This is a genomic window from Candidatus Protofrankia datiscae, from assembly GCF_000177615.2.
Taxonomy (GTDB): Bacteria; Actinomycetota; Actinomycetes; order Frankiales; family Frankiaceae; genus Protofrankia; species Protofrankia coriariae.
Genome location: NC_015656.1, coordinates 4,689,771 through 4,716,400 on the forward strand (window position 1 = coordinate 4,689,771; position 26,630 = coordinate 4,716,400).

Annotated in this window: 20 protein-coding genes and 1 pseudogene; 3 read left to right on the top strand and 18 right to left on the bottom strand. The window is 71.0% G+C overall.

Going from position 1 to position 26,630, the window contains the following annotated elements; translation table 11 throughout:
• Positions 1 to 2: 2 nt before the first annotated feature.
• From nuoH to FSYMDG_RS19760, 9 genes are all read right to left on the bottom strand, one after another.
• The gene (gene nuoH, locus FSYMDG_RS19720) at positions 3 to 1,358 is read right to left on the bottom strand and encodes an NADH-quinone oxidoreductase subunit NuoH (RefSeq protein ID WP_013875151.1); all 1,356 of its coding nucleotides are present in this window, start codon (positions 1,356 to 1,358) and stop codon (positions 3 to 5) included.
• Complete coding sequence (locus FSYMDG_RS19725; RefSeq protein WP_013875152.1) at positions 1,355 to 3,871, bottom strand: NADH-quinone oxidoreductase subunit G; 2,517 nt, start codon at positions 3,869 to 3,871, stop codon at positions 1,355 to 1,357. The genes nuoH and FSYMDG_RS19725 overlap by 4 nt, the downstream gene beginning before the upstream one ends.
• A 5-nt stretch (positions 3,872 to 3,876) precedes the next feature.
• A complete protein-coding gene (gene nuoF, locus FSYMDG_RS19730; RefSeq protein ID WP_013875153.1) occupies positions 3,877 to 5,205 on the bottom strand; it encodes an NADH-quinone oxidoreductase subunit NuoF in 1,329 nt (442 codons plus the stop codon).
• A 2-nt stretch (positions 5,206 to 5,207) separates the two neighbouring features.
• Positions 5,208 to 6,020, bottom strand: a complete 813-nt coding sequence (gene nuoE, locus FSYMDG_RS19735; protein ID WP_013875154.1) for an NADH-quinone oxidoreductase subunit NuoE — start codon at positions 6,018 to 6,020, stop codon at positions 5,208 to 5,210.
• A complete protein-coding gene (locus tag FSYMDG_RS19740; RefSeq protein ID WP_013875155.1) occupies positions 6,020 to 7,519 on the bottom strand; it encodes an NADH-quinone oxidoreductase subunit D in 1,500 nt (499 codons plus the stop codon). Before FSYMDG_RS19740 ends, nuoE begins: the two co-directional genes overlap by 1 nt.
• Positions 7,520 to 7,658: 139 nt before the next feature.
• The gene (locus tag FSYMDG_RS19745; RefSeq protein ID WP_013875156.1) at positions 7,659 to 8,348 is read right to left on the bottom strand and encodes an NADH-quinone oxidoreductase subunit C; all 690 of its coding nucleotides are present in this window, start codon (positions 8,346 to 8,348) and stop codon (positions 7,659 to 7,661) included.
• The gene (locus FSYMDG_RS29830) at positions 8,345 to 9,148 is read right to left on the bottom strand and encodes a NuoB/complex I 20 kDa subunit family protein (protein WP_013875157.1); all 804 of its coding nucleotides are present in this window, start codon (positions 9,146 to 9,148) and stop codon (positions 8,345 to 8,347) included. The genes FSYMDG_RS19745 and FSYMDG_RS29830 overlap by 4 nt, the downstream gene beginning before the upstream one ends.
• Positions 9,139 to 9,498: an NADH-quinone oxidoreductase subunit A gene (locus FSYMDG_RS19755; RefSeq protein ID WP_043607163.1), complete on the bottom strand. Its 360-nt coding sequence runs from the start codon at positions 9,496 to 9,498 to the stop codon at positions 9,139 to 9,141. Before FSYMDG_RS19755 ends, FSYMDG_RS29830 begins: the two co-directional genes overlap by 10 nt.
• Positions 9,499 to 9,957: 459 nt before the next feature.
• Positions 9,958 to 11,376 carry a geranylgeranyl reductase family protein gene (locus FSYMDG_RS19760; RefSeq protein ID WP_013875159.1) on the bottom strand — a complete coding sequence of 473 codons (1,419 nt, stop codon included), beginning with the start codon at positions 11,374 to 11,376 and terminating at the stop codon, positions 9,958 to 9,960.
• A gap of 728 nt (positions 11,377 to 12,104) precedes the next feature.
• On the opposite strand from FSYMDG_RS19760, the pseudogene FSYMDG_RS19765 reads away from it, so the two are divergent.
• Positions 12,105 to 12,762: pseudogene (locus FSYMDG_RS19765) on the top strand (dienelactone hydrolase family protein).
• Positions 12,763 to 12,899: 137 nt separating this feature from the next.
• Here the strand turns inward: FSYMDG_RS19765 and FSYMDG_RS19770 are convergent.
• The 3 genes from FSYMDG_RS19770 to mqnC form a co-directional block, all read right to left on the bottom strand.
• On the bottom strand, positions 12,900 to 13,637 hold the full coding sequence (locus FSYMDG_RS19770) for a demethylmenaquinone methyltransferase (RefSeq protein ID WP_013875160.1): 738 nt from the start codon (positions 13,635 to 13,637) through the stop codon (positions 12,900 to 12,902).
• A 305-nt stretch (positions 13,638 to 13,942) separates the two neighbouring features.
• The gene (gene add / locus FSYMDG_RS19775) at positions 13,943 to 15,136 is read right to left on the bottom strand and encodes an adenosine deaminase (RefSeq protein WP_013875161.1); all 1,194 of its coding nucleotides are present in this window, start codon (positions 15,134 to 15,136) and stop codon (positions 13,943 to 13,945) included.
• Between the two features lie 183 nt (positions 15,137 to 15,319).
• Positions 15,320 to 16,510, bottom strand: coding sequence for a cyclic dehypoxanthinyl futalosine synthase (gene mqnC, locus FSYMDG_RS19780; RefSeq protein WP_043604065.1), 1,191 nt, complete (start codon positions 16,508 to 16,510; stop codon positions 15,320 to 15,322).
• A gap of 765 nt (positions 16,511 to 17,275) precedes the next feature.
• On the opposite strand from mqnC, the gene FSYMDG_RS19785 reads away from it, so the two are divergent.
• A complete protein-coding gene (locus tag FSYMDG_RS19785) occupies positions 17,276 to 18,241 on the top strand; it encodes an FAD-dependent oxidoreductase (protein ID WP_043607167.1) in 966 nt (321 codons plus the stop codon).
• A gap of 1,208 nt (positions 18,242 to 19,449) precedes the next feature.
• Positions 19,450 to 19,791, top strand: coding sequence for a sirohydrochlorin chelatase (locus FSYMDG_RS19790; RefSeq protein ID WP_349304131.1), 342 nt, complete (start codon positions 19,450 to 19,452; stop codon positions 19,789 to 19,791).
• A gap of 278 nt (positions 19,792 to 20,069) precedes the next feature.
• Here the strand turns inward: FSYMDG_RS19790 and cobA are convergent, their stop codons facing one another.
• The 6 genes from cobA to FSYMDG_RS19810 form a co-directional block, all read right to left on the bottom strand.
• Complete coding sequence (gene cobA, locus FSYMDG_RS24910; RefSeq protein WP_013875165.1) at positions 20,070 to 22,100, bottom strand: uroporphyrinogen-III C-methyltransferase; 2,031 nt, start codon at positions 22,098 to 22,100, stop codon at positions 20,070 to 20,072.
• Positions 22,101 to 22,527: 427 nt separating this feature from the next.
• A complete protein-coding gene (locus FSYMDG_RS19800) occupies positions 22,528 to 23,199 on the bottom strand; it encodes a phosphoadenylyl-sulfate reductase (RefSeq protein WP_013875166.1) in 672 nt (223 codons plus the stop codon).
• A 206-nt stretch (positions 23,200 to 23,405) separates the two neighbouring features.
• Positions 23,406 to 23,621: a hypothetical protein gene (locus FSYMDG_RS24915; protein ID WP_013875167.1), complete on the bottom strand. Its 216-nt coding sequence runs from the start codon at positions 23,619 to 23,621 to the stop codon at positions 23,406 to 23,408.
• Positions 23,621 to 25,465 carry a nitrite/sulfite reductase gene (locus FSYMDG_RS19805; protein ID WP_013875168.1) on the bottom strand — a complete coding sequence of 615 codons (1,845 nt, stop codon included), beginning with the start codon at positions 25,463 to 25,465 and terminating at the stop codon, positions 23,621 to 23,623. The genes FSYMDG_RS24915 and FSYMDG_RS19805 overlap by 1 nt, the downstream gene beginning before the upstream one ends.
• Before the next feature lie 86 nt (positions 25,466 to 25,551).
• Positions 25,552 to 25,707 carry a putative leader peptide gene (locus FSYMDG_RS26470; RefSeq protein WP_013875169.1) on the bottom strand — a complete coding sequence of 52 codons (156 nt, stop codon included), beginning with the start codon at positions 25,705 to 25,707 and terminating at the stop codon, positions 25,552 to 25,554.
• Positions 25,708 to 26,124: 417 nt separating this feature from the next.
• Complete coding sequence (locus FSYMDG_RS19810; protein WP_013875170.1) at positions 26,125 to 26,538, bottom strand: response regulator transcription factor; 414 nt, start codon at positions 26,536 to 26,538, stop codon at positions 26,125 to 26,127.
• Positions 26,539 to 26,630 lie beyond the last annotated feature (92 nt).

Below are 26,630 nucleotides of genomic sequence, written 5' to 3' on the forward strand. Positions count from 1 at the left end.
GCTCAGCTCTCCTGCCGCGGTCCACCCGCGACGATGACGGTGGCGGACGACGATCGGTCCGGACCGGTGACGGACGGCGGCCGACCGGCCGCGCTGGCCGTACCGGCGGGCGGCGGCCACGGGATCCGGTCCAGACTGGGCGCGTTACGGATGCGCTCCTGTTCGGCAGCCTCAAGGCGTTCCCGGTGTTTGCGCGCACCGGGATCGATGATCGTGATGATGAGCAGGATGCCGGTGGCGATCCCGAAGCCGATCAGCCATGGCGTCCGGTCGGTGACGTTCTCCCGGTAGACCTTGAAGGTCGCCACGGCGAGCAGCCAGACCAGTCCGACCGGGATCAGGACCTTCCAGCCGAACGCCATGAACTGGTCGTAGCGCAGCCGGGGCAGCGTCCCACGCAGCCAGATGAACAGGAACAGGAACGCCAGCAGCTTCAGCACGAACCAGAGCACCGGGAACCAGCCCGTGTCGAAGTGCGAGAGGTACGGGATCGGCGGCGGCTGCCACCCGCCGAGGAACAACGTCGTCGCCACCGCGGACACGGTCACGGTGTTGATGTACTCGGCGAGGAAGAAGAACGCGAACTTGATCGAGCTGTATTCGGTGTGGAAGCCGCCGACCAGCTCGCCTTCGGCTTCGGGCAGGTCGAACGGCGTCCGGTTCGTCTCACCCACCATCGCGATGCAGTAGATGATGAAGGACGGCACCAGCACCACGTTCCACCAGTGGCTCTGGCCCTCCACGATGCCCGAGGTGGACAGCGTCCCGGAGTTGAGGAAGACCGCGACGAAGGACAGCCCCATCGCGACCTCGTAGGAGATGATCTGGGCCGCCGAACGCAGTGATCCCAGCAGCGGGTAGGTCGACCCGCTCGCCCAGCCCGAGAGAATCAGCCCGTACACGCCCAGCGACGACGCGGCCAGCACGAACAGGACGGCCACCGGCAGGTCCGCGAGCTGCAGGTTGGTGTGCTCACCGAAGATCGACACCTCGGGCCCGAACGGAATCACCGCGAACGCGAGGAAGGCCGGGATCGCCGAGATGATCGGGGCGAGGATGAAGACCGGCCGGTCGGCGAGAACCGGGATGATGTCCTCTTTGAGCATGAGCTTCACACCGTCGGCGAGGCTCTGCAGCCAGCCCTTGGGACCGTGCCGGTTGGGGCCGACACGCTGCTGCATCCGGGCCACGACCTTGCGCTCGAACACGATCGCGAACAGCGTTATCAGCAGCAGGAAGGCGAAGACCGCCACGGCCTTGAGCAGGATCAGCCAGAACGGGTCGTCACCGAAGACGGACAGGTCCGGGTCGGTGGCACCGGCCGCCAGCGCCGGCACGAACGAGGGTGAGTAGCTCATGACCGGCCTTCCGCGCCGCTGCCCGCGACGGCGTCGACAAGATCACGGCCGCCGTCCGGGGTGCCGACGGCCACACTGATGTTCACCACTTCGCCGGCACGCCCGGCGAGCAAGGTATGGACGTGGGAGCCCGGTGAGAAGGTCGGCAGCCACACCACCCGGTCGGGCATCGAGGTGATCTCCAGGGGGAGGGTGATGGTGCCGCGGTCGGTGCTGACGCTGACGGGCGCACCGTCGACCGCGCCGATCTCACCGGCCGTCACCGCGGACAGCCTGGCCCGCGGTGGGCGGGCCGTCCCGGCGAGGTAGGGCTCGCCGTCGAGCAGCCGGCCGTCGTCGATCAGCTGGTGCCAGCTGGCGAGCACCGCCTGGCCCGGTGCCGGCTCGGGCAGCGCGGGCGGCTCGACCGCCGGTGCCGGAACACGGTTGATCTCGGCGCCGGCACGGCCGAACCTCGACAGCTCGCGCGCGGCCGCCCCGGGGTCGTCGACGCCGAGGGCGATCCCCATCCGGGCGGCCAGGATGTGCAGCACCCGCAGGTCCGGCAGCCCGGTGGTCTCCAGGGCCCGCTGGAACGCGCGCAGGCGCCCCTCCCAGTTCACGAACGAGCCTGCCTTCTCCGCCACCGGCGCGACCGGCAGGACCACGTCGGCGACCTCGGTCACCGCGGAGGTGCGCACCTCCAGGGACACGCAGAACGGCACGGAGGCAATCACGTCCAGGGCGGCGGCCGGATCGGGCAGGTCGTGGACGTCCACCCCGGCGATGACGAGCCCGTCGAGCTCACCGGCGGCAGCGGCGGCGAGGATGGCCGCGGTGTCCCGGCCCGGCTCGGCCGGGACGACGGCACCCCAGATCTCCTCGGCCTCAGCACGGGCCACCGGATCCGCCACCGGGCGCCCACCCGGCAGCAGCGACGGCAGGACGCCGACGGCGAGCGCGCCGCGTTCCCCGGCCCGGCGTGGCACCCAGGCCAGCCGCGCGCCGGTCGCCTCGGCCAGCCGCAGCGCCGCGGTCAGCGTCCCGGGGGCCTGCGCGGCGCGCTCCCCCACCAGGATCACGGCCCCGGGAGCGCGCAGCGCGGTGACGACCGGCGACTGAGCCCCGTCCCCGGCCACCAGGGCGGCCAGGGCGGCCAGGGCGGCGGCTTCGGCGCCGGGGACGACCGGCAACAGCGTCCCGGAGATCTTCGTCAGCCCACGGGTGGCCAGCGGGGCGAGCGAGAAGATCGCCGTGCTCTGCTTCCGCGCGGCCTTGCGCAGCCGCAGGAAGATCGTCGGCGCCTCCTCCTCGGGCTCGAGCGCGACCAGCAGGACGCCGGGCGCGGCCTCCAGATCGGCGTGGGTGACCCCGATGCCGGTGCCGGCGACCGCGTGGGCGAGGAACGTCTCCTCCTCGGCCGAGTGCGGCCGGGCCCGGAAGTCCACGTCGTTGGTACGCAGGGCGACGCGGGCGAACTTGGCGTAGGCGTAGGCGTCCTCGCGGGTGAGCCGGCCGCCGGCGAGCACGCCGACGCCGTGGCGGTCCCGGCACTCGGCCAGCCCGCGGGCGGCGAAGGCCAGCGCCTCGCTCCACGACGCCTCGACCAGCTCCCCGGTGGTGTCGTCACGGACCAGCGGGGTGCGCAGTCGGTCGGCGCCATTGGCGTAGGTGAAGGCGAACCGGCCCTTGTCGCAGTTCCACTCCTCGTTGACGGCCGGGTCGTCGGCGGCGAGCCGGCGCCGGACCTTGCCGCGGCGGTGGTCGGTGCGCAGCGCGCAGCCGCCCGCGCAGTGCTCACACGTGGTCGGGGTGGACACCAGGTCGAACGGCCGGGCCCGGAACCGGTACGCCGCGCTGGTCAGCGCGCCCACCGGGCAGATCTGCACGGTGTTGCCGGAGAAGTAGGACTGGAACGGCTCGTCCTCGCTGATCGAGACCTGCTCGTTGGCGCCCCGCTCGAACAGCTCGATGAACGGGTCGCCGGCGATCTGCGCGGAAAACCGGGTGCAGCGCGCGCACAGCACGCAACGCTCCCGGTCGAGGAGGATCTCGGTGGAGATGGCGACCGGCTTCGGGTAGGTCCGCTTGGTCTCCCGGAACCGGGAGACGGCGCCGCCGTTGGCCATCGACTGGTTCTGCAGCGGGCACTCGCCGCCCTTGTCGCAGATCGGGCAGTCCAACGGATGGTTGAGCAGCAGGAACTCCAGCGTCCCCGCCTGTGCCTTCTTCGCCACCGGCGAGGTGAGCTGGGTGCGCACGACCATGTCGGCCGCGACCGTGGTCGTGCAGGATGCGACCGGTTTGCGCTGGCCCTCGACCTCGACGATGCACTGCCGGCAGGCGCCGACGGGGTCGAGCAGCGGATGGTCGCAGAACCGCGGGATCTCGATCCCGAGCAGCTCGGCCGCCCGGATGATCAGTATCCCCTTCGGGACGCTGACCGCGATGCCGTCGATGGTCAGGGTGACGAGATCCGGCGGCGCGGGCTCGGCCGGGGGCTGCGAGGCGCTACTCTTCGACACGGTTGTCATAGTGATCAGTGAGCTCCCGCGAGGGCGTCCGGTGTGCCGGCGACGCGGTCGGTGGCGGTGGGCCCGGTGGGCCCGGTGGGCCCGGTGGCGCCGGTGGGGGTGGCCGGGACGAACTCGTCCCGGAAGAACTTGATCCCGGAGACGATCGGCGAGGTGGCGCCGTCGGCGAGCGCGCAGAAGGCCCGGCCGAAGATGTTGTCGCAGGCGTCCACGAGGGTGTCGACGTCCTCGGCGTCGCCCTGGCCGCGTTCGAGGCGGGAGAGGATCTGGACCATCCAGGTGGTGCCCTCGCGGCACGGCGTGCACTTGCCGCAGGACTCGTGCGCGTAGAACTGGGTGAGCCGCCGGACGACCTTCAGCATGTCCACGGTCTCATCCATGATCATGATGGCGGCGGTGCCGAGCAGGGAGCCAGCCTCGACGACCCCCTCGAAGTCCAGCGGGACGTCGAGATGGTCCGCGGTGAGCATCGGCGTCGAGGAACCGCCCGGTGTCCACGCCTTCAGCCGCCGGCCGCCGCGGATGCCGCCGGCGAGTTCCAGCAGCTCGGCGAGGGTGGTCCCCATCGGCGCCTCGTACTGGCCCGGGCGGGTCACGTGCCCGGACAGGCTGTAGATCTTCGGCCCCGGCGAGCGCTCCCGGCCCATCGAGCGGAACCACTCCACCCCGCGCCGGATGACGAACGGCACGGTGGCGATGGTCTCCACGTTGTTGACCACGGTCGGGGACGCGTACAGCCCGTGGGTCGCCGGGAACGGCGGGCGCAGCCGGGGCTGGCCGCGGCGGCCCTCCAGCGAGTCGAGCAGCGCGGTCTCCTCGCCGCAGATGTAGGCGCCGGCCCCGGAGTGGACGACCAGGTCCAGGTCGAAGCCGCTGCCGAGGATGTCGCGGCCGAGATAGCCGGCCCGGTATGCCTCGGCGACCGCGGCGCGCAGCCGGCGTCCGCAGTGCACCAGCTCCCCGCGCAGGTAGATGAAGGCGCGGTGGGCCCGCACCGCATAGGCGGCGATGATGATGCCCTCCACCAGCGAGTGTGGGTCGGCCGTCATCAGCGGCGCGTCCTTGCAGGTGCCGGGCTCGCCCTCGTCCGCGTTGATGACCAGGTAGTGCGGCCTGTCGTCGCCCTGCGGGATGAAGCTCCACTTCATCCCGGTGGGGAAGCCCGCGCCGCCGCGGCCGCGCAGCCCGGAGTCCTTGACAATCTTGATGATGTCGTCCGGGCCGAGCTCCAGGGCCTGCCGCAGCGCCTGGTAGCCGTCGGTGCTCTCGTAGACGGCCAGCGTCCAGGACTCGGGGGTGTTCCAGCGTCCGGTGAGGACCGGGGTGACCGGCATGGTCAGCTCCCCTTCGTCGAATCGTCGGTCCGCGCGGCGCCGGCCGGCGTGGCCTTACCCGAAGCGGCCTTGGTCGCGGCGGCTCTGACCGGGGCAGCCTTGGCCGGGGCAGCCTTGGCGGGGGTGCCGTTGGCCGGAGCGCCCCTGGCAGCGGTGCTGCCGGCCGGGCCGGCGGCCGTGGCGTCGGCGGTGCCCGTGACCAACAGCCCGGCCACGGACGGCTCGCCTACGCCCGGACCGGCGACCGCCTCGGGCCGCGGGTCGGGGAGGCCGGCGAGCTGCCGGGACGCCTCGGCGAACGTGCACAGCGGCGCGCCCCGGGTCGGGGCCGGCCGCTCGCCACGCCGCAGCGCCTCCACGATCTCGCTCGCGGACTGCGGGTCGACCTGGTCGAAGAACTCGTAGTTGACGGTCAGCACCGGCGCGTAGTCGCACGCGGCCAGGCACTCGGCGTGCTCAAGGGTGATCGTGCCGTCCGCGGTGGTCTGGTCGTGCCCGACCCCGAGCTCCTGCGAGAGACGGGCGTAGACCTCCTCGCCGCCGAGCAGCGCGCAGGAGAGGTTGGTGCACACCGACACCAGCCAGTCGCCGACGGGCCGGCGCTTGTACATCGTGTAGAAGGTGGCGACCGCGCTCACCTCGGCCTGGGTGATGCCGAGCAGAGAGGCGCAGAACTCCACCCCCTCGGAGGTGACACAGCCGTCCTCGGCCTGCACGAGGTGCAGCAGGGGCAGCAGCGCCGACCGGGAGTGCCCGGACGGGTACCGCGCGATGATGTCCGCTGCCGCGGCGCGGGTTTCTTCGGTGAGCGGCACTACCGGTCAACTCCCCCCAGGACTGGGTCGACGGAGGCCACGCCGACGATCACGTCCGCGACCTGTCCGCCTTCGGTCATCGCCGGGACCGCCTGCAGGTTGACGAAGCTTGGTTCCCGGACGTGGACGCGGTACGGCCTGGTGCCGCCGTCGCTGACCACGTGGTAGCCCAGTTCGCCGCGAGGCGACTCCACGGCCGTGTACACCTGCCCGGCCGGCACCCGGAAACCCTCGGTGACCAGCTTGAAGTGGTGGATCAGGGCCTCCATCGAGGTACCCATGATCGTGCGGATGTGATCGAGGGAGTTGCCCATCCCGTCGGCGCCGATCGACAGCTGGGCCGGCCAGGCGATCTTCTTGTCCGCGACCATCACCGGGCCGGGCTTCAGCCGGTCCAGGCACTGTTCGACGATCTTCAACGACTCGCCCATCTCCGCCAGTCGTACCAGGTAGCGGGCGTAGGAGTCGCCGTCCAGCGAGGTGGGGACGTCGAACTCGTAGGTCTCGTAGCCGCAGTACGGGACGGTCTTGCGCAGGTCCCACTCCAACCCGGCGGCACGCAGCACCGGGCCGGTCACGCCGAGCGCGATGCAGCTGGCCGCGTCGATGTAGTTGACGTCGACCATGCGGCCCTTCCAGATCGGCTGCCCCGACAGCAGGGCGTGATACTCCTTGATCCGCTTGGGCATGTCGACGAGAAACGCCTGAATATCGCGTATGACGTCGTTCGGAAGGTCCTGGGCCAGCCCGCCGGGACGGACGTAGGCGTGGTTCATCCGCAGCCCGGTGATCTTCTCCAGGAGGTCGAGAATCTTCTCCCGCTCCCGGAAACCGAAGATCATCCCAGTGGTGGCCCCGATCTCCATGGCGCCGGTGGCCAGCCACACCAGGTGCGAGGCGATCCGCTGCAGCTCCATCACCAGCACCCGGATGACCGTGGCCCGCTCGGGGACCTCGTCGGTGATGCCGAGCAGCTTCTCCAGCGCCAGGCAGTAGGCCGTCTCGTTGAACAGCGGCGCGAGATAGTCGGCGCGGGTGAGGAAGGTGACCGCCTGCGTCCAGGTGCGGAACTCGCAGCTCTTCTCGATCCCGGTGTGCAGGTAGCCGATGACGACCTGGGTCCGGGTGACCGTCTCGCCCTCGATCTCCAGGACGAGCCGCAGCACCCCGTGCGTGGACGGGTGCTGGGGACCCATGTTGACGGTGAGGCGCTCGGAGTAGTCCTCGCCGCCGATCACCTGCTCCCAGTCACCGCCGGTGACGGTGTAGACCCGCTCCCCCGCCGACTCGGTGAAGCCGGCCTCGTAGGCGTCGCCGTATCCGGGAGCGTCGTCGTACCCAGGAGCGTTGTTCTGTCCAGGAGCGTCCCCGCGCCCAGAGGCGCTGTCGTGCCCGGAAGTGCTGTCGTATCCGGGAGCGCCGTCGACGGGCGGTCCGGCGGATGTGGTGGAGCCGGCCGCGGAGGTGAACGCGGCTGACGTGTCGAACGTGTGGGTCATAACGAACCTCGTAGACAAAGACGACACGGGGTGGAACGACGCCGCCGCGAGCCACCGGCCACGGCGCTCGTGCCGGACAGCGCACTCGTACCGGCCATACCGGCCGTACCGAACAGATCGGCTGCACCGAGCAGGCTGGTCATGAATAGCTCCGGCGGCTGTCCGGTGCCGGTACCTGAGCGCCCTTGTAGTCGACCGGTACGCCGCCGAGCGGGTAGTCCTTGCGCTGCGGGTGGCCGATCCAGTCGTCTGGCATCATGATCCTTTCCAGGCCGTCCCGGCCGGAGAAGACGATGCCGAACAGGTCGTAGGTCTCCCGCTCGTGCCAGTCCGCGGTCGGCCAGACAGCCATGACGCTGGGGACGGTCGGGTCGTCGTCGGCCACCGAGACCTCCAGCCGAACGCGGCGGCGCCAGGTCATCGACGTCAGGTGGTAGACGGCGTGCAGTCGGCGTCCGGTCGGATCGTCGGGATAGTCCGCGCCGGAGACCCCGGAGAGCAGCTCGAAGCGCAGCTGAAGGTCGTCCCGCAGGGTCTGGGCGACCGCGAGCAGATGATCGCGCCGGACGTGCAGGGTCAGCTCCCCGCGGTCGACGACCACCCGTTCGAGCGCGTCGGTGAGCTGCGGAAAGGCACGCTCGAGGGCGTCGTAGACGGTGTCGGCGTCAGCGTCGCCGAACGGCCGGGAGCTCGAGGCGAGCACCGGCGGGTTGCGAACCAGACCGCCGAAACCGGAGGTGTCACCGGAGCCGGAAGCTCCGAAGGCGTCCTGCCGACGCGGCCCGCCCTTGCCCGACGCCGCGCCGGCCGCCGGTACGAGCTCGCTCATGACGCCGCCTCACCAGTGGAATCCTCGCTCCCGGCACGCCGGCCGGCTGATCCGGCCGATCCGGCCGGCCCGGCGGCCGGCGACAGGCGCTTGGTCCGGCCGAAGACCGACTCCGGGGGGATGGCGGCCGGTCGCCGGTCGTCGAGGGCCGGCTCGACCGCGCCGATCCCGGCCGGCGCCGGAGCACCCGCCGGCAGGCGGAACCGCCTGCGGTCGTTGACCGACAGCGTGCTGGTGTCGACGGCACCGGCCGGCAGGCCCGCGCGCGCCGTGGCCACCTCGATCGGCTTCGGGTAGGGCGACTCGCCGACCTTCGTGTAGGCGACCTTGCCGGTGATCGTGCCGGCCAGGATCTTCTCGTGCAGCTTCAGGATCGCGTCCATGAGCATCTCCGGCCGCGGCGGGCAGCCCGGCAGGTACATGTCCACCGGGACGATGTGGTCGACGCCCTGCACGATGGCGTAGTTGTTGAACATCCCACCGCTGCTCGCGCAGACGCCCATGGACAGCACCCACTTGGGCTCGGGCATCTGGTCGTAGATCTGGCGCAGCACCGGGGCCATCTTCTGGCTCACCCGACCCGCGACGATCATGAGGTCGGCCTGCCGGGGGCTGGCCCGGAACACCTCCATCCCGAACCGGGCGAGGTCGTAGCGGCCGGCGCCGGTCGACATCATCTCGATCGCGCAGCAGGCCAGGCCGAACGTCGCCGGCCACAGGGAGGACCGCCGCGACCAGTTGGCCATCTTCTCGACGGTGGTGAGCAGCAGGCCACCGGGCAGCTTCTCTTCTAGTCCCATTCCAGGCCTCCCCGCCGCCACACGTAGGCGTAGGCGACGAAAACGGTCGCGATGAACAGCACCATCTCGACGAGCCCGAAGGTCCCCAGAGCGCCGAACGCGACCGCCCACGGATAGAGGAAGATGATCTCGATGTCGAAGACGATGAACAGCATCGCCGTCAGGTAGAACTTCACCGGAAAACGATGTGGGCCAACCGGCTCGCGCGGCGGTTCGATTCCGCACTCGTACGCGTCGAGCTTGGCACGGTTGTACCTCTTCGGGCCGACCAGCGCGCCCGTGATCACAGATCCGATCGCGAACGCCGACGCGATCACTAAAAGCACGAGGATCGGCACGTAGTTCGACAGCATGCCGAGCTCCTCTCTACAGGTCCGATGCGGGACGTGGCAGTTTTCGGTTCGCGGTTTTCGGTTCGCTGTTCCGGTTCGCGGCCGTGAGCTCACCGCTGGCCGCCGGGACGCGGCTGGCGCGGCAAGGACGGCCGGCTCACGGCGCCGACACCGATCACGGTCACCGGTTGTCCCGACTCCGGTCGCCGGGCGCCGCCAGGGAGCCTACGCGACGCCCGCCCCAGACGCGCGGACCGGTTTCCCAGCGGCGATCCGGCGGGCGGAAAAAGCATGATCGGGCTGCCGTTGGCCCCCGGAACGAGTGAGCATCAATGCACGCCCGCCGCATGTCTGGCCACAAACCGATGCTGTCGATGCGGCCACTGGTCTGTTCACTGGGCGGAAGCCGTGTGCCGGAAAACCGTGACCCCGTGTTTCGCCAGTGCCGCCACCATCCGCTCGGGCCGCTCGGGCTGCTCAGGTCGCGGGCGCGAGCCGGGACATAGCGTTGATCAGGCGGTCCAGCGCATCACCCCCTCGCGGGTCGGTGAGATTCGCCAGCAGCTTCAGGGTGAAGCGCATGAGCGTCGGTCGCGGCAGCCCGTAACGGGTCAGTATCCGCATCACGGACGGGTTCCCGATCAGTTCGACGAACACCCGCCCGAGTGTGTAGTAGCCGCCGTAGCGTTGCCGGAGAACGTCCGGGTAGGCCTGCAGCGCCCGCTCCCGGGCCGGCCCCTGGGAGCGGGCCAGCGCCTGGACGGCCACTTCGGCCGCGAGCCGTCCGGACTCCATCGCGTAGGCGATCCCCTCGCCGTTGAACGGGTTGACCGTCCCACCGGCGTCCCCGACCAGCAGCAGGCCGTCGCGATAGTGCGGCGCGCGGTTGAAGGCCATCGGCAGGGCGCCGCCGCGGACCGGCCCGACCGCGTTCTCCTCGGTGTAGCCCCACTCCGGCGGCAGCGCGTTGAGCCACCGCCGCAGCAGGTCCCGGTAGTCGGTGTGCTGGAAGGCGCTGGTGGTGTTGAGCATGCCGAGCCCGACATTGCTCGTCCCGTCGCCCACCCCGAAGATCCACCCGTAGCCGGGCAGCAGCCGGGACGCGCCGGGCTTTCCCTCCCACAGCTCCAGATGGGACTCCAGGTAGTCGTCATGCGTGCGGGGGCTGCGGTAGTACTGGCGCACCGCCACCCCCAGCGGACGGTCCTCCCGGCGGCGGATGTCCAGCGACAGCGCCATCCGCGCGCTGTTCCCGTCCGCGGCGATCACCAGTGGGGCGCGGAAGGCCAGCGGCTGCCCACCGCGGGACGCCCTGGCCTGCACTCCGACGACCCGTCCGGTGCGCTCGTCGCGGATCGGGCCGGTGACGGTGGTCTCCTCCCGCAGCTGGGCGCCGGCCTTCTCGGCGTGCCGGACGAGCAGCTCGTCGAAGTCGAGACGGGGCCGGACCAGGCCGTAGTCCGGCCAGTTCGCCAGCTCCGGCCAGGGCAGCTCGAGCCGCAGCCCACCGCCGATGACACGCAGGCCTCGGTTGCGGGCCCATCCGGAACCGGCCTGAACCGTGCCGGTCGCGCTGGCCGCCGGGCCAGCGGTGGCACCGGCGTCCGCGGGCGCGCCGGTGGCCGCGGCCGTGCCAGTGCCAGTGCCAGTGCCGACGCTGGTGCCAGGGCCGCTGCCCATGTCGGCATCGGTGCCGGTGTCGATGCCCATCTCGATCAGGCTGCGCACGGCACGGGGGGTCAGCCCGTCACCGCAGACCTTCTCCCGAGGGAAGCGGGTCTTTTCCAGCAGGACGACAGCGAGCCCGGTCCGGGCCAGGTGGCAGGCGGCCGCCGAGCCGCCGGGGCCGGCACCAACGACTATGACATCGGCATGCTCGGCCTGGACCGCTGTCATGATCACACATCTCCGGATCGCCGGTTGTATTCCCATTTGCTGTACTGCCGCCGCTCGTGAAGGTTTTCACGAGCGCAACGGCGAGTCTAGGCCCTGCGCCCGTCGTCGGCACAGGCGCCAGGATCGCGCCGACCCCCGCGCCGCGCCGTCCGGCCGGCGCACACGGGCGCCATCAGCCAAACAGTGAACAAACAGCGGACAACAGAAGTCAATCTTCACTGACGGTAGTCATGAGAAACCCAACTTTTATCGGACATACCGTATATTCGGGTCCGCGCGACAATCACGGCCGACAATCGACACGGCCGGCAAAGCCATGGCCGACAGGCACGGCCGACAGCCCATGGGTCGACAGGCACGACCGGCCGGCACCCGGTCGTGCGCTCCCACCCCCGCCGGCTCCACCGCCCGCGCCGCGCCCACCGGACTTACGGAGCCGGCAGGCCACCGCACCCCGCACCCGCACGCCCGCGGCCGGCCCGGACGGCAGGCGGCCCGGCCGGCCGGTCTGCCCAGATCACCCGCTGAATGGTGGACGATGCACCGAACGACCATGGGCGTACTGGAACGACAGTGATTGATCCCGCACGCTGAGATGCTGCGGAGCATGGGTCGCGCCGTCTCTGATGCGATCCTCTCGTAGAGCCGCATCCACACCGGATGCGCCGGACAGGAGCAGAACACAGATGAGCCGCGAGACCGTGACGCTGTCCACCGCGGACGGGCCCATGCAGGCCGCCGTCGCCCACCCGGCCGACAGGCCTCGAGGCGGGGTCGTCGTCGTCCAGGAGGCGTTCGGGCTCACCGACCACATCGTGGACGTGTGCGACCGGTTCGCCACCGCCGGCCCTCTTCCACCGGGTGGGCTCGCCGGTCTTCCCCTACGGCGGGGACTTCACCGCGGTCCGGCAGGCCATGCAGACGCTCAACAGCCTCGACATCCTGGAGGACGTCGACGCGAGCATGGCCCTGCTCGCCGACGAGGGGACCGCCGTCGACCGCATCGCGGTGGTCGGCTTCTGCATGGGCGGGTCAGTCGCCACCATCGCGGCCGTCCACCGCCCGCTCGGGGCCGCCGTGAGCTTCTACGGCGGCGGGCTCGCCGAGGGCAGGTTCGGCGAGGCACCTCTGATCGAGATCGCGCCCCGCCTGCAGGCCCCGTGGCTGGGCCTGTTCGGCGACCGTGACCAGGGCATCCCGGTGGAGCAGGTCGAGGCCCTCCGGTCGGCGGCGCGGGAGGCGGCCATGCCCACGCAGGTCGTCCGCTATCCGGATGCCGAGCACGGGTTCCACTGCGACGCCCGGCCCGCCGTGTACAACGCCGCCGCGGCCGAGGACGCCTGGGCCCGCACCCTGACCTGGCTGGACGCCCACATCCCAACCTGACCATCCGGACCCGCCCGTCCGCCCATCCGATCAACCGGTCCGGCCGTCCCGCCTGGTCTCTCGGCCCCGGTCATCCGGGCCACCACCGGCCGGCCGCCGGCCACTGCCGGCCGCTGTCGGCCAGGCCAGGCAAGCCGTCAGGCCGGACGCCAGGCGCGGTGCAGGGCCACGATGCCGCCGGTGAGGTTGCGCCAGCCCACCCTGGTCCAGCCCGCGCCGGCGATGCGGTCGGCAAGGGCCGACTGGTCCGGCCAGGCCCGGATCGACTCGGCCAGGTAGACGTACGCGTCCGGGCTGCTGCTGACGAGCCGGGCGAGGCCGGGCAACGCCCGCATCAGGTACTCCGTGTAGACCGTGCGCCACGGCGCCCAGGTCGGGCGGCTGAACTCGCAGATCACCAGACGCCCGCCCGGACGGGTCACCCGTGCCAGTTCCGCCAGGCACACCTCGACGTCGACCACGTTGCGCAGGCCGAACGAGACCGTCACCCGGTCGAAGGACGCCGCCGCGAACGGCAGCGCGAGCCCGTCCCCGGCGACCAGCGCCACCGCGCCACCGCCGGGGGCGGCCGGGCGCTGACGCAGGCGGTGCTGCCCGACCCTGAGCATGCCCAGCGAGAAGTCGCAGGCCACGACCGAGGCGCCACGGGCGGCGAACGCCCGCGACGAGGTGCCGGTACCGGCTGCCAGATCCAGTACCCGCAGCCCCGGGCGCAGGTCCAGGGCGTCCGCGGTGGCGCCGCGCCAGGTGCGGTCCAGACCGGCCGAGAGCACCGCGTTGGTCAGGTCGTAGCGCCGGGCAACACCGTCGAACATGGCCGCGACCTCGTCCGGCCGCTTCTCCGGCCCGGCCACCCGCGCCGGAGCCTCACCCACGGGGCCCGCCGGGCTCCTCGTACTTCGCATGCTTCTTCCCAGGCTCCCCGTAATTCTTTCCGGGACTCGCGGGCTTCGCGAACTTCCCAGGTCCTCCGGACCGCGCGGGCTGCGCGCTCTCCGCGGGCCCTGCGGACGTTGCCGGCCTGCCGGTCCTGTCATATTTTCCAGGCCTTTCCCGCGCTCCGGGCCTGCCGCTTCCGCTCGGCTTCCCGGGCTTCCCGGATCTTCCAGGATTTTTCGGTTCTCTGGATTTTTCAGGCCTGCCGGGATTTCCGGATCCGCTGGGCCCGCCGGGATGGCACTCACCGCGGCACCGCCGCGGTTCCGGCACCGTCGGTGAATCCGACCCCGGCGTCGGCCCCCGGCCCAGCCGTGGGCACGACCGCTGGTCTCCCAGCCGCGGTGACGGGCGGCGAGGAGGCGGCCGCGGCAATGCCGGCGGCCAGCGGATCCGTACGGACGGCCGTGGCCAGCGCCGCGGCCACGGCGTCCCAGTCGGCGCCGGCGCCGATCGCCGCCAGCCGCTGTCGCGTCGCGGCGTCACACAGCGCACCGGCGACACCGGCCTCGTACAGATCACGGGCGGACACGCCCAGTGCCGCGGCCACAGCGTGCTCACGGCCGAGATCGGTGTCGAACATGGCCGGGTCGTCGGTGGCCAGCGAGCAGCGCACCCCCGCGTCGACCAGCGCGGGCAGGGGATGCCCGGCAAGATCCGCCACCGAACGTGTCCGCAGGTTGGACACCGGGCAGACGTCCAGGACGATGTCCCGATCGACGAGCTCGGCCACGAGACCGGGATCGTCCAGGGCGCGGATGCCGTGCCGGATGCGGCGCGCGCCCAGGGCGTCCAACGCGCCGCGGATCGAGGCCGGCCCGCTGCTCTCCCCCGCGTGCGGGACGGCGGCCAGCCCGCCGTCGGCGGCGATGGCGAACGCCCGCGCGTACGGTTCGGGCGGATGGCCGGCCTCCGGCCCGCCCAGCCCCACCCCGACGATCCCCCGGTCCCGGAACCGGACCGCCTGGCGGGCCACCTCGCAGGCCTCCTCCGGTGGCAGGACGCGGTCGATGTCGGGGGTGAGGCCCATGTGCAGGCCGAACCGTTCGCGGGCCTCGGCCACCCCGTCGGCGTAGCCGTTGAAGATCTCTTCCCAGGAGATCCCGCGCCGGACGCGGAACCACGGGGAGAAGATCCCCTCCACGTAGACCGCGCCGTGCGCGGACGCCTCGGCGGCGTAGTCGACGACGACCTGGCGGAAGTCCTCGGCGGTGCGCATCACATGTGTGGTGAGGACCCAGACCTCGATGAAGTGGTCGAAGTCCCGGAAGCGGTACAGCTCGGTGAGCTCCTCGACCGTCGTGGCCGGCAGTGTCTCCCCGTTGCGCCGGGCCATCGCCAGCAGGGTCGCCGGACGGACCGTGCCCTCCAGGTGAACATGCAGTTCGATCTTTGGTCCGGTGGGCGGTCCGGTAGGCGGGCCAGCGGGCACGGTCACCCCGACAGGCTAGCCGTCCCCTCCCGCCCAGGTGCGCGGACAGCCGCCCTCCCCCTCCCCGCCGGGCCGCCCAGGCGCGTGCTCTCGAACGGGGCCCCGTGACGTCGAAAACATGGGCGAGAGAGGGCCGCGGAGCACGTCACCGCACCTCTCGCGTGCTCCTCCAGCCGCTCGGGGGGCGGCCTATGTGGTGGCGACGATCGGTAGGGCGGTCGAGGAGAAGTGTGAGGCCACCCGGTCGTCCACGGGGTCCTGCGCCGGATCGCGGTGTACGACCAGGTGCCGGTAGAGGGTGTCGCGCTGCGCCGGTGTCCGGTCGGCCGCGCGGATGAGGTGGATGAGTTCGGTGCGGTTGGTCCGGTGCCGGGCGCCGGCCGAGGAGACCACGTTCTCCTCCAGCATCACCGAACCCAGGTCGTCGGCGCCCATGTGCAGGGTGAGCTGGCCGACCTCCTTGCCGGTCGTCAGCCACGAGCCCTGCAGGTGCGCGATGTTGTCGAAGAACAGCCGGGCCACCGCCACCAGCCGCAGGTACTCGATGGTCGACGCCTGGGTGCGTCCGCGCAGGTGGTTGTTTTCCGGCTGGTAGGTCCATGGGATGAACGACCGGAAACCACCGGTGCGGTCCTGCACGTCACGGATCATCCGCAGGTGCTCGATGCGCTCGGCGTTGGTCTCCCCGGTGCCCATCATGAACGTCGCGGTCGACTCAAGGCCGAGGCCGTGAGCGGTCTCCATCACCGACAGCCACACGTGCCCGGGTTCCTTCAGCGGGGCGATCGCGTGCCGGGGACGCTCGGTGAGGATCTCCGCGCCCGCGCCGGCGAAGCTGTCAAGCCCGGCGTCCCGCAGCCGGACGATGACGTCGGTGAAGCTCACTCCGGACGTCCGGGCGATGTGGACGACCTCGCTGGCGCCCAGCGAGTGCAGCGCCAGCTGGGGGTAGGCCCGCTTGATCGCGGCAAAGGTGCCCTCGTACCACTCGATGCCGAACTCGGGATGGTGGCCGCCCTGGAGCATGATCTGGGTCGCGCCCAGTTCGACGGCCTCGCCGCATCTGGTGAGGATGTCGTCGACGTCGCGGACCCAGCCCTCCTTGTGGCCGGGCGCCCGGTAGAACGCGCAGAACCGGCAGGCGGTCACGCACACGTTCGTGTAGTTGATGTTCCTGTCGATGATGTAGGTGACGATGTCGTCCGGGAAGCGGCGGCGGCGGGCGGCGTCGGCGGCCCGGCCGAGCGCGTGCAGCGGCGCCCTGGTGTACAGCAGCAGCGCCTCGTCGGCGGTGATCCGCCCGCCGTCAGCGGCACGCGCGAGCACGGACGAGACCGTCTGGTCGGCGGCCGTCTGGTCAACGGCCGCCGGTGTGCCCACGGCCGTCGCTGTTCCCGCGGCCGCCGCCGCTGCGGTCGGGGCTGACGGGCCCGCCTGCGCGGACGGAGAATCACTGCCGGCATCCACAAGGCTCACCCTGCGATGGTACGGCGGGCCACCTCCACTCGGCGCCGATCCCGCCCCGTTCGCACCCGCCCCCGGCCCGCCGTGCTTCCTCGGCCACCTCCGTTTCCTGGGCCGTCTTCTCGATCGCCCGGCTTCCGGGCACCGTCCCGGCCGCGCGTCACGATCACCAGCCCGGCCACCGCGCCAACGGGGTCGTCGATGCCAACGGGTCATCGGCCGACGCGCCGCTCGGCACCTACCGGCGATTTCGCCCGGCATCTACCGGCGATTTTGTCAGTACCGTTCGCCAGACCTCGGTACCGTCCAGCGGACCAATGAGGCGCAGGCGTGTTCCCGACGGTGAGCGTCCGACACCGAGCCGGATTATCCGCCGGCCCACCGAACCGATGACACGACCGGCTTCCTCCTGATTTCTCCCGTCCTGCCGGAATATCCGCGCTCCGGATCACCGGCGGGGAAAGAGCACCGTAAATGCCCGGGTGCCGCGCCGACGCCAACGCGCATGTTGAGGCACCTCACTCTTCGATGCGGCAGGATGAGTAAAAAATTCTTCCGGTGGCTCTGTCCGACCCCTGCGCATCCGGTCCGGCCACGGCCACATAGCACCAGGAGTCGCATGTGGACGCACTGACCACTACTGGCCCTGACGGCTCGACATCGGCGGATGTCGACACCGACATGCTGATCATCGGAGCCGGCCCGGCCGGCCTCTTCGGCGCCTACTACGCCGGGTTCCGCGGGCTGTCCGTGACGGTGATGGACTCGCTTCCCGAGGCGGGCGGTCAGGTCACCGCGATGTACCCGGAAAAGGTGATCTACGACGTGGCCGGGTTCCCCGCGGTACGGGGCCGGGAGCTCATCGCCGCTCTCGTTGCCCAGGCCGGCGCGTTCTCCCCCAACTACCTGCTCGGTCAGCAGGCAACCGAACTGGCCCACGAGGACGACGCCGTCGTGGTCACCAGCGCGCAGGGGACACGGGTACGGGCGAAGGCCGTTGTCATCACCGGCGGGCTCGGGACGTTCACGCCGCGCCCACTGCCCGTCGGCAGCGATCATCTCGGTCGCGGCCTGGTCTACTTCGTCCCGAAACTGGACGTCTATGCCAACGCCGACGTCGTCATCGTCGGCGGGGGCGACAGCGCCTTCGACTGGGCGCTCGCCCTGGAACCGCTGGCCCGGTCGGTGGCTCTCGTCCACCGGCGGGACCGGTTCCGCGCGCACGCGCACACCGTCGAAAAGGTGCTGTCCTCCAGCGTCGAGGTGCTCACGCACACCGAGGTCGCGGCCATCCACGGGGACAACCAGGTGGAGAAGGTCGAACTGGTGAACAACAGGTCCGGCGACCGCCAGGTCCGCCCGGCCCAAGGGATCGTCGCCGACCTCGGGTTCACCGCCGATCTGGGGCCCCTGACCCGCTGGAACCTGACCGTCGAGAAGCGTCACATCGTGGTGGGCACGACCATGGCGACCGGAGTCGAGCGGGTCTTCGCCGCCGGCGACATCACCGAGTACCCGGGCAAGGTGCGTCTGATCGCGACCGGTTTCGGCGAGGTAGCGACCGCGGTGAACAACGCGGCACCGATCATCGACCCGTCCGCCAAGGTCTTCCCGGGCCACAGCTCCGACGACGGCCCCGCCGCCTGATACCCCGGAGCACCGCCGGGGACGCCTGGGCCCCTGATGACCCGGGCGTCCTGATGATCCGGCATGCGCCGTCCACGACGGGCTGCCGCGTCCTCTCCGCACGCCCTCCGTACCGCTCGGATGTACTGCCCGACGTTGTTTTACATTGTTCAAAATTATTTGACGTTGTCCGATTCGGCCGTACGGGTTCGACACCGTACGGGTTCAACACCGTGCGGCCGCATCCACAAACGACCCGCAGCCCCGGGCGGGCGCCCTCCGACGGAGGCATCCTCCACACCGTCCGGCTGAATCGCCATCCGACCGGACCCGCACGGCCAGACCCGGCAACGCGGCCACCGCCCGGAGGGGCAGCCCGACAACGACATCACCGACCTGGCTGACGACGCCTGGGCCCCGCCGTCACACCGATGAGTCATCCGGCGGGACCAGATCACCATCCGGCACAACGCCGCCGTTATACGACGAGACCACCATTCACCCTCGGTGGTCGCCCGACGAATGGGCCGTTACCGTCGAGCAGCCAGCGGCGGTACGACCGGCACCCCCGATATCTCCCACGTGATCGCATCCTGGCGGGGGCGGCCATCGGCGGTGCGGCGGTGCGACCGTATACCCGTACTCCCGACGAACGCGCCATTACCCGACGAGCGCGCCGCCGGCGCAGACTGGTGGGCATGCGGGGTCTACTGGTGATCGGGCACGGCTCACGGCGGGACGAGGCGAACGCAACCGTCCGCGAGGTCGCACGCCTGCTCAGCACACCTGGCCGGGCCACCGCCGCCGCACCCGGCGCCGCGCTCGCCGCACCCGGCCGAGCCGTGACCGCCACATCCGGCCGTCTCACAGCCTCCGCTTCCGGCTCCACATCCGGTCAGGTCGCACCTCCCGCACCCGACCAGGTCGCACCCTCCGCAGCCGGCCAGGCCGCGGCCTGCGCGCTCAGGCAGGAAGCGGCTTCCGCGCTCGGGCGGGGGGCAACTCCCGTGCTTGACCCGTCCGGCTCGTCCCGCCTGTCCCACCCGTCCGGCCGGTCCAGCGCTTCCGGGCCGTCTGATACTTCCGGATCATCCGATACTTCCGGGTCGTTCGATGCTTCCAGGCGTGTGACGGGCCCCATGCGCGATCCGGCACCGGGCACCGTATCTGCCGATCTTGAGGCCTCGTCCTGCGAGTTCGAAACCCCGTATGCCGAGCCCGGTCCTGGCGTGACGGGTGGTCACCGTCAGATCCGCTGGCACGCCGTGGAGCCGGCCTTTCTGGACGTGGTCCAGCCCGACATCATGACCGGCTACGCCAACCTGGCCGCCGCCGGCTGCACCGAGATCGTGGCCCACCCGTTCTTCCTGTTCGACGGCAGCCACACGTCGCGGGACATCCCGGCCGCCCTCGCCCGGGCCCGGGAGCGCTTCCCGCACACCCGCTGGACGCTGACCGCGCCGCTCGGGCTGCATCCCGGCGTACTGACCGCCGTCACCGCCCGCATCGACGACGCCCTCACCGGCCATGCCTTCGCCCCGGACGAGCCCTGGCCGGACGGACTCCGATGACACCGATGACAGATATCACTTAATTCATCACTGGATGTGACGCTCGACGACAGCGGTGGCAGGCACCGACCCGCTCGCACCAGCCCCGCGCCCACCCCGAACGAGCTCACGCCCCGACCAGACCCCCGAACACCGATCAGCCGACCACCCGTCTCGTCTCACCCCACCGCACCCTGCCCCGTCCCGATCAGGACAATCCTCAAACAGGACAAAGAGGGTCGAAACGGCTGCCGCAGCGACCGTTTGATCCCTCGTTCGCATGGTCCGGCAGTATTCGATCATCTGTTTTTGATTGATTTCGGGACGGATCCGCGTTGGCTGGCTGACGCTTCAGCCGAGCGGGCCCTGGTGACGGCGTCGGCGACCGCCGCGGCCAGGGGATGGATGCCGGGTTCGGTCGCCACCGCGTCCACCCGGACGCCGGCGTGCCGGCAGGCCTCGACGGTGCGCCGCCCTATCGCGGCCACCATGATCCCATCCGGTAGGGAGCCGTACAGCGCGACGGTCGCGCGGACAGCGGTCGACGACGCGAACGCCACCGCGTGCAGATCGCCGTGCCGGATCTCCTCGACGATCCGCGGATCGGGTTCGGCGTCGACATCGGTCAGGAGGCTGATCCGACGCACTGTTTCCGCTCCGGCGGGCGGCGACGCGGACGCGCACACCACCACCCGGACGCTGCCACTCACCACCCCGGAGCCGAGTGGCAGCCGGCGCCTGTCCCGCCCGCGGGAAGGCTCCGTGCTCCGCACATCAGCGGACTCCGTGCTCCGCGCACCGACAGAGCCCGTGCCCCGCACGTCAGCGGATGATCCCGCCCGCTGCGTGCCGGTGGGCTCCACGGTCCGTGGCTGTGCGCCGCGGGGGTCGGCTGGCTCCGAACTACCGGCGGGCCCCGCGTCACAGGCGCTGACGGGCGGCCGGACGCAGGCCAGCCCAAGGGCCTCCAACGCGACCTCCGCCTCGGCGTCGGCGGCCACCAGCACGAGCCCGGCAAGCGCCCGGATGTCGTGGCCCGCCCGGCGCAGCAGCGCGACCACCGCCGCGACCTCCGCGACGCCCGCCAGCACCAGCGCGTCCGCGTCGGTGAGCGCAGCCAGCAGCGGCGCCGGGTCGGCCACCGGCCCGGGACGCGAGACCGTGCTCTCCACGGCGTCCGCGCCGAGCGCGCGCAACCGGGTGGCCAACAGCCCGGGACGCGGTCTCGTCCGCGGGACGAGAACCCGGACTCCCGCCAGCGGACGGCCGGCACCGGCGTCCACAGCCGGCGAGCCGGCGGCGAATCCACGCGAATCATCACAACTGTCCGTTGTGGCGTAAATGTTGGGATTGCGGAGGCTGGCAGTGTCACCGTCGGGGCTGTCGGTGTCACCGGGGCCGGCTCCATTCCAGAAGCGCGGTCTCACCGTCGCCCGGTCCGGCCGGTTGTTGGCGTCGCTGGGGCCCGCACCGTTGCCACCGGTGCCGGTGCCGGTGCCGGTGCCGGCGAGGCTGCCGTCGCCGTTGACAGCACGGGGACGGCAGCCGTGGTTGTCGCTGTCCGGAGGCGGGAGGATCCGGGGTACCGCGTCGTGACGGGCCGCGACGTCACCGATCACCACAACAGCTGGTGATCGCACACCCCGCGCAACCGCGTCGACCACGATCGTGTCGAGGGTGCCGCGCACGACCCGCTGCGCCGGCGTGGTGGCGCGTTCGATCACCGCGACAGGCGTGTCGGGTGACCGCCCGCCCTCGATGAGGGCCGCGGTGACGTCGGCGAGCCGGGCAACCCCCATCAGCACAACGATGGTCATCCGGGACGCGCCGAGTGCCGCCCAGTCGACGGTGGAGTCGGGATGCCCTGGCCGCAGATGACCGGAGACGACCGCGACATCCTGCGCGACGCCACGGTGGGTGACCGGAATACCTGCATAGGCGGGGGCCGCGAACGCCGAGGGCACTCCCGGGACAACGGTGCAGCGCACCCCGGCGAGCCGGCACGCTTCCGCCTCCTCGCCGCCACGGCCGAGCAGGAACGGGTCCCCGCCCTTGAGCCGGACGACCCTGCGGCCCGCGAGTGCCCGTTCGACCAGCAGCGCGTTGATGCCCTCCTGGGTGCGAGTAAGCGCGCCAGCGCTCTTGCCGCTGTAAACAATCTCCGCCTCGGGCCGGACGTATCCGAGAACGTCAGTGGACACCAGGCGATCGGTGACGACGACATCGGCCGCACCGAGCAGTTCCCGACCGCGGACAGTGAGCAACCCTGGATCACCAGGCCCTGCCCCGACCAGCCAGACCTCGCCGTGGGAGCGCTCCGGACCGTTCACGATCTCCTGCCCAGGCGGGTCAGCCCCCGGTAGGTCATCAACCTCACCGCCGCCGTACCCTCCCGTGGGCCAGGGCCGAGCGCTCCGACCTCCCGGCACCTCACCAGCCTCACCTCAGCCCCACCGCTGCCGCGCTGACCCTCGCTCATCCCTGCGACGCTACCGCCCACGCGCACCCCGCACCCCGGGCACGAACCCGGTCGGCCAGTAGGTGGAAACCGTTGCTACCACAGCGATTTTCACCTACGGCCGCGGAAGCCGTAGGTGAAAAAGGCTACCGTAGCGACGGTTTCCACCTACGACTCCCGCGGTAACGCGCCTCGCCAGGCCGGGGCGGGCAGTCGTCACCGACGGCTTCCGGAAAGGAGATCCGAGACAGCGGCGGAAAGAAGAAAGGCGAAGAGGAACAGGCAGAAGGCTCAGGGGCTCAGTGGATGCCGCATTCGGTTTTGGTTGAACCGACCCAGCGGCCGGCACGTCCCTGGCCGCGCTGGGTGCACGGCCAGCAGCCGACCGAGTCGTAACCGTCGGAGAGCAACGGGTTGACGATGATGCCGTGCTCGCGGACGTAACGCTCGACGTCCTCGTCCGTCCATGCCGCCAACGGATGGATCTTCACCTTGCCGCGGCGCTCGTCCCACCCCACGACCGGCAGGTTCCCGCGGCTGGCGCTCTCGGCCCGCCGTGAGCCCGCCGCCCAGGCCTGGTACGGCGCGAGTGCCCGGTCCAGGGGCACGACCTTGCGCATCCGGCAGCACTGGTCCGGGTCACGCTCGAACAGCCGCGGTCCGTACACGGCGTCCTGGCCGGCCACGGTGAGCTGCGGGGCCGCACTGATCAGCGGCAGGCCGTAGCGGTGCCGGACCGCGTCCCGGGTGCCGATCGTCTCGGCGAAATGGTAGCCGGTATCGATGAATATCACCGGGACGTCCGAGCGGATCCGGGAGAGCATGTCGACGAGCACCGCTTCGGCCATGGAGGCGGCGACGGCGAGCCCGGTACCGAACCACTCCACCGCCCAGCCCAGGATCTCCTCGGCCGGCGCGCCCGCCAGCTCGTCGCCGGCGTGTAGGGCCCGGGCCTTCAGTGCGGTGTCCATCAGTGTCCCTCCTTGCGTTGCCGCGACCGTTGCCGCGGCGGCTGCCGTTCTCCCTGTATGCCGAACAGGCCGCTGCCGGACCAGACAAGCGCGGGTCTGGGCAGGGGCCGGGCGGGACGGCACCGAACGGGTTCAGTGCCGGATGGGTTCCTGCCGGCGGGCCGCTGGGGTGTGGGGACCCACCCGTGGTTCAGCGCCGGATGGATTCAGTGCCCGACGGGTTCAGTGCCCGACGCGGCTGGCGTCACCGCGACCGCGAGCGCGGTCAGGCTCAGCCGGAACGCCCGTCGACAGCTACCGCACGACCACTGGCCGTGCCCGGATCCAGCGGAGGCTTCCCCGGCCTCGGCCGGCAGGTAGGGGACAAGGTCCTCCTCGCCGCAGTATGGGCAGTAGAACGGGACCGAATGCGCGCTGGCCATCAGCTGCCGCCACCGCGCTCGCCCGGCGTGCCCGCCGCCGAACCGGCCCCGCCGGCCGCGGTATCGCCGGCCTCGGTATCGCCAGGCGCACGGCCCCCGCCGGCTGTCCGGCCCCCATCGGAGACGCCGGCACCACCGGGGACGCCGGCTCGCACGGATGCGACGGAGAGCGCGGACTCGTCCACCCTTTCCACCCAGTCCGCGAAGGACTCGCCCGCACCGCGGTCCGCGGAGTAGGCGCGCAGCAGGCCGTCTACGTAGTCGACGACCCCGACGGAGGTGACCTTCAGCCCTCGGGACTTCCGACCGAGCCGCGACCGGGTGCCGAGATGACCACCGAGATGGATCTGGAACCCCTCGACGAGTTCCCCGGAGGCGTCCGGCACCAGGGAGCCCTTGAGCCCGATGTCGGCGACCTGGAAACGCGCGCAGGCGTTGGGGCAGCCGTTGACGTGGATGCCGATCGGTTCGTCGAAGTCCGGCAGGCGGCGCTCGAGCTCGTCGATCAGCGAACCGGCCTTCCCTTTGGTCTCGACGATGGCGAGCTTGCAGAACTGGATACCGGTACAGGCCATGGTGCCGCGCCGGAACACACTCGGCCGCACGACCAGGTCGAGCGCGGTGAGCTCGGCCTCCAGCTCGTCGACCCGGGCCGGGTCGACGTCGAGGATGACCAGCTTCTGCGTGGTCGTCGCTCGGATGCGGCCGGCGGCGAAACGGTCGGAGAGGTCGGCGACGGCGGCGAGCGTGGTACCGCTCAGCCGTCCGGCGCGGGGGGCGAAGCCGACCGCGAAGCGGCCGTCGCGCTGCTGGTGGACGCCGATGTGGTCACGTCCCTCGTTACGCGGCGGCGCCGGGGGTGGGCCGTCGGGCAGCGCCGTGGCCAGGTACTCCTTCTCCAGGGTGGCGCGGACCCACTCGGGCCCCATGTCGGCCACCAGGAACTTCAGCCGGGCCCGGGTGCGCATCCGCCGGTAGCCGTAGTCCCGGAACAGGCTGGCCACGGCGTGCCAGACCTCGGCGACCCGGTCGGGCGGCACGAAGGTGCCGAGCCTGACCCCCAGCTTCGGGTTGGTCGACAGGCCGCCGCCGACCCACAGGTCGTAGCCGGCACCGAACTCGGGGTGAACGACACCGACGAACGCGATGTCGTTGATCTCGTGCAGCGTGCAGTGGTCGGCGCAGCCGGAGATGGCGCTTTTGAACTTGCGCGGCAGGTTGCTCAGGGACTCGTCGCCCACGTAGCGCCGGACGGTCTCCTCGATCGCCGGGGTGGCGTCGATGACCTCGTCGCCGTCGACGCCGGCGAGCGGGCAGCCGAGAATGACGCGGGGGGTGTCACCGCATGCCTCGGCCGTCGTCAGCCCGGCGCCCTCGAGCGCCGCCCAGATCGCCGACACGTCCTCGATGCGGATCCAGTGGAGCTGGATGTTCTGCCGGTCGGTGACGTCGGCGACGTCCCGCCCGTAGCGGGTGGAGATCCCGGCGACGACGCGGAGCTGGTCGCTGGTCAGCCGGCCACCGTCGAGGCGGATGCGCTGCATGAAGAACGGCGCCTCGAGCTCCTCGGGCTCCAGGACGGCTGTCTTGCCGCCGTCGATACCCTCCCTGCGCTGGGTGTACAGCCCCCACCAGCGGAACCGCCCCCGAAGATCCTGGGGATCGATGCCGGCGAAGCCCGTGTACGGGTAACGGTTGAGGATCCGGTCCCGGACGGCCAGGCCGTCCTGGTCCTTCTTCATCCGCTCGTTGGGGTTGAGGGGCTCCAGGTGGCCAAGCGCCCACTGGCCCTGCCCCTTCGGACGGGACGGGCGCGCGGAACGGGAGCGTGCGGGGGTCGTCATCGAATCTCTCGCAACCGTGTGCGGGGTGCGCCGACAACATGCCGACAGCATGAGGTGGCGCGACGGAAAGGTCAGCGGCGGAAAGGTCAGATGTGACGCGGACAGACCGCGCTGGCGACCCTGAGCAGGTCGACATGCAGGCGCGCAACCAGTCCGAAGTCGACCAGGGTCGCGAAGTCCGCCGAGGTGTGGCCGACGGGCGTGAAGCCGTCCCACGGGAGGTCCGAACCAAAGTCCGTCATGCCTGAACCGGTCAGACGGAGATCCGGGCGTGCGGTCACGGGCCCATGCTTTCACATCGAGCGCCCGCAAGACAGCGAATGCACCCAGAATCAGGATAAAATTACGGAGCGTCCAAAATTTTGATGGATGCCGTTGGATGGATGCCGGCCGGTCGTCCGGGCCATCCGATTTCATTGTTCAGCAGACCGGTGGATAAACGGGTCAACGACAATAAACAGATCGACCGGTCGGACAGATCTCGACTGGTCACGGCGCCGCCGGCTCGGTGCGGGGCCGCAGCCTGGCACCATCGTCGCCTGACTGCCGTCGCCTGACTGCCGTCGTGCGCTCGGCGGACCGCCTCGCGCGAGCCGCGGCCGGTCGACGGTCCGGCGCGGGATCGGTCAGCCCGGTCGTGCCCTGGGCCGGCCGATGGTTCAGCTCTGGACCGGCCGGCTTGCGACGGTTCGGACGGGGGCACGTCCGCACACGTCCCGCAGGCGGTCAACCAGGCTGTCGATGGCGAGGCCCTTCTCGATCAGGGCGTGCGCGCCGAGCGTCGAAGCCTGTTCGCCCAGAGCCCGCTCGGAGAAACCGGTGAAGATGACGACCCGGGCCCGGGGCACCGTCCGGCGAATCACGGGTAACGCCGTGAGGCCGTCCATGACGGGCATGGCGACGTCCAGCAGGACGAGGTCGGGGTCGGTACGCGAAACGATCTCAATTGCCTCGGCCCCGTCCCTGGCCCGGCCGACGATCACGAAATCGGGCTCCATGTCCAACAGGAGACAAACGAGATCGCGTACGCCGTCGGCATCGTCGGCCACCACGACGCGGACGGCGTCCTGCACACCTGGCTCTCCGTCCATATCCGACGTTCTACGCTGTGCCGGTACCACCCGCCCATCGTCATTCAGGATGGTTTCCGGAGCTAGCCCCCCGG

Coding starts and splice junctions, on each gene's coding strand:
- nuoH (WP_013875151.1), bottom strand. CDS start 1,358: ATGAGCTACTCACCCTCGTTCGTGCCGGCGCTGGCGGCCGGTGCCACC.
- FSYMDG_RS19725 (WP_013875152.1), bottom strand. CDS start 3,871: ATGACAACCGTGTCGAAGAGTAGCGCCTCGCAGCCCCCGGCCGAGCCC.
- nuoF (WP_013875153.1), bottom strand. CDS start 5,205: ATGCCGGTCACCCCGGTCCTCACCGGACGCTGGAACACCCCCGAGTCC.
- FSYMDG_RS19740 (WP_013875155.1), bottom strand. CDS start 7,519: ATGACCCACACGTTCGACACGTCAGCCGCGTTCACCTCCGCGGCCGGC.
- FSYMDG_RS19745 (WP_013875156.1), bottom strand. CDS start 8,348: ATGAGCGAGCTCGTACCGGCGGCCGGCGCGGCGTCGGGCAAGGGCGGG.
- FSYMDG_RS29830 (WP_013875157.1), bottom strand. CDS start 9,148: ATGGGACTAGAAGAGAAGCTGCCCGGTGGCCTGCTGCTCACCACCGTC.
- FSYMDG_RS19760 (WP_013875159.1), bottom strand. CDS start 11,376: ATGACAGCGGTCCAGGCCGAGCATGCCGATGTCATAGTCGTTGGTGCC.
- FSYMDG_RS19785 (WP_043607167.1), top strand. CDS start 17,276: ATGCTGATCATCGGAGCCGGCCCGGCCGGCCTCTTCGGCGCCTACTAC.
- FSYMDG_RS19800 (WP_013875166.1), bottom strand. CDS start 23,199: ATGGACACCGCACTGAAGGCCCGGGCCCTACACGCCGGCGACGAGCTG.
- FSYMDG_RS24915 (WP_013875167.1), bottom strand. CDS start 23,621: ATGGCCAGCGCGCATTCGGTCCCGTTCTACTGCCCATACTGCGGCGAG.
- FSYMDG_RS19805 (WP_013875168.1), bottom strand. CDS start 25,465: ATGACGACCCCCGCACGCTCCCGTTCCGCGCGCCCGTCCCGTCCGAAG.
- FSYMDG_RS26470 (WP_013875169.1), bottom strand. CDS start 25,707: ATGACGGACTTTGGTTCGGACCTCCCGTGGGACGGCTTCACGCCCGTC.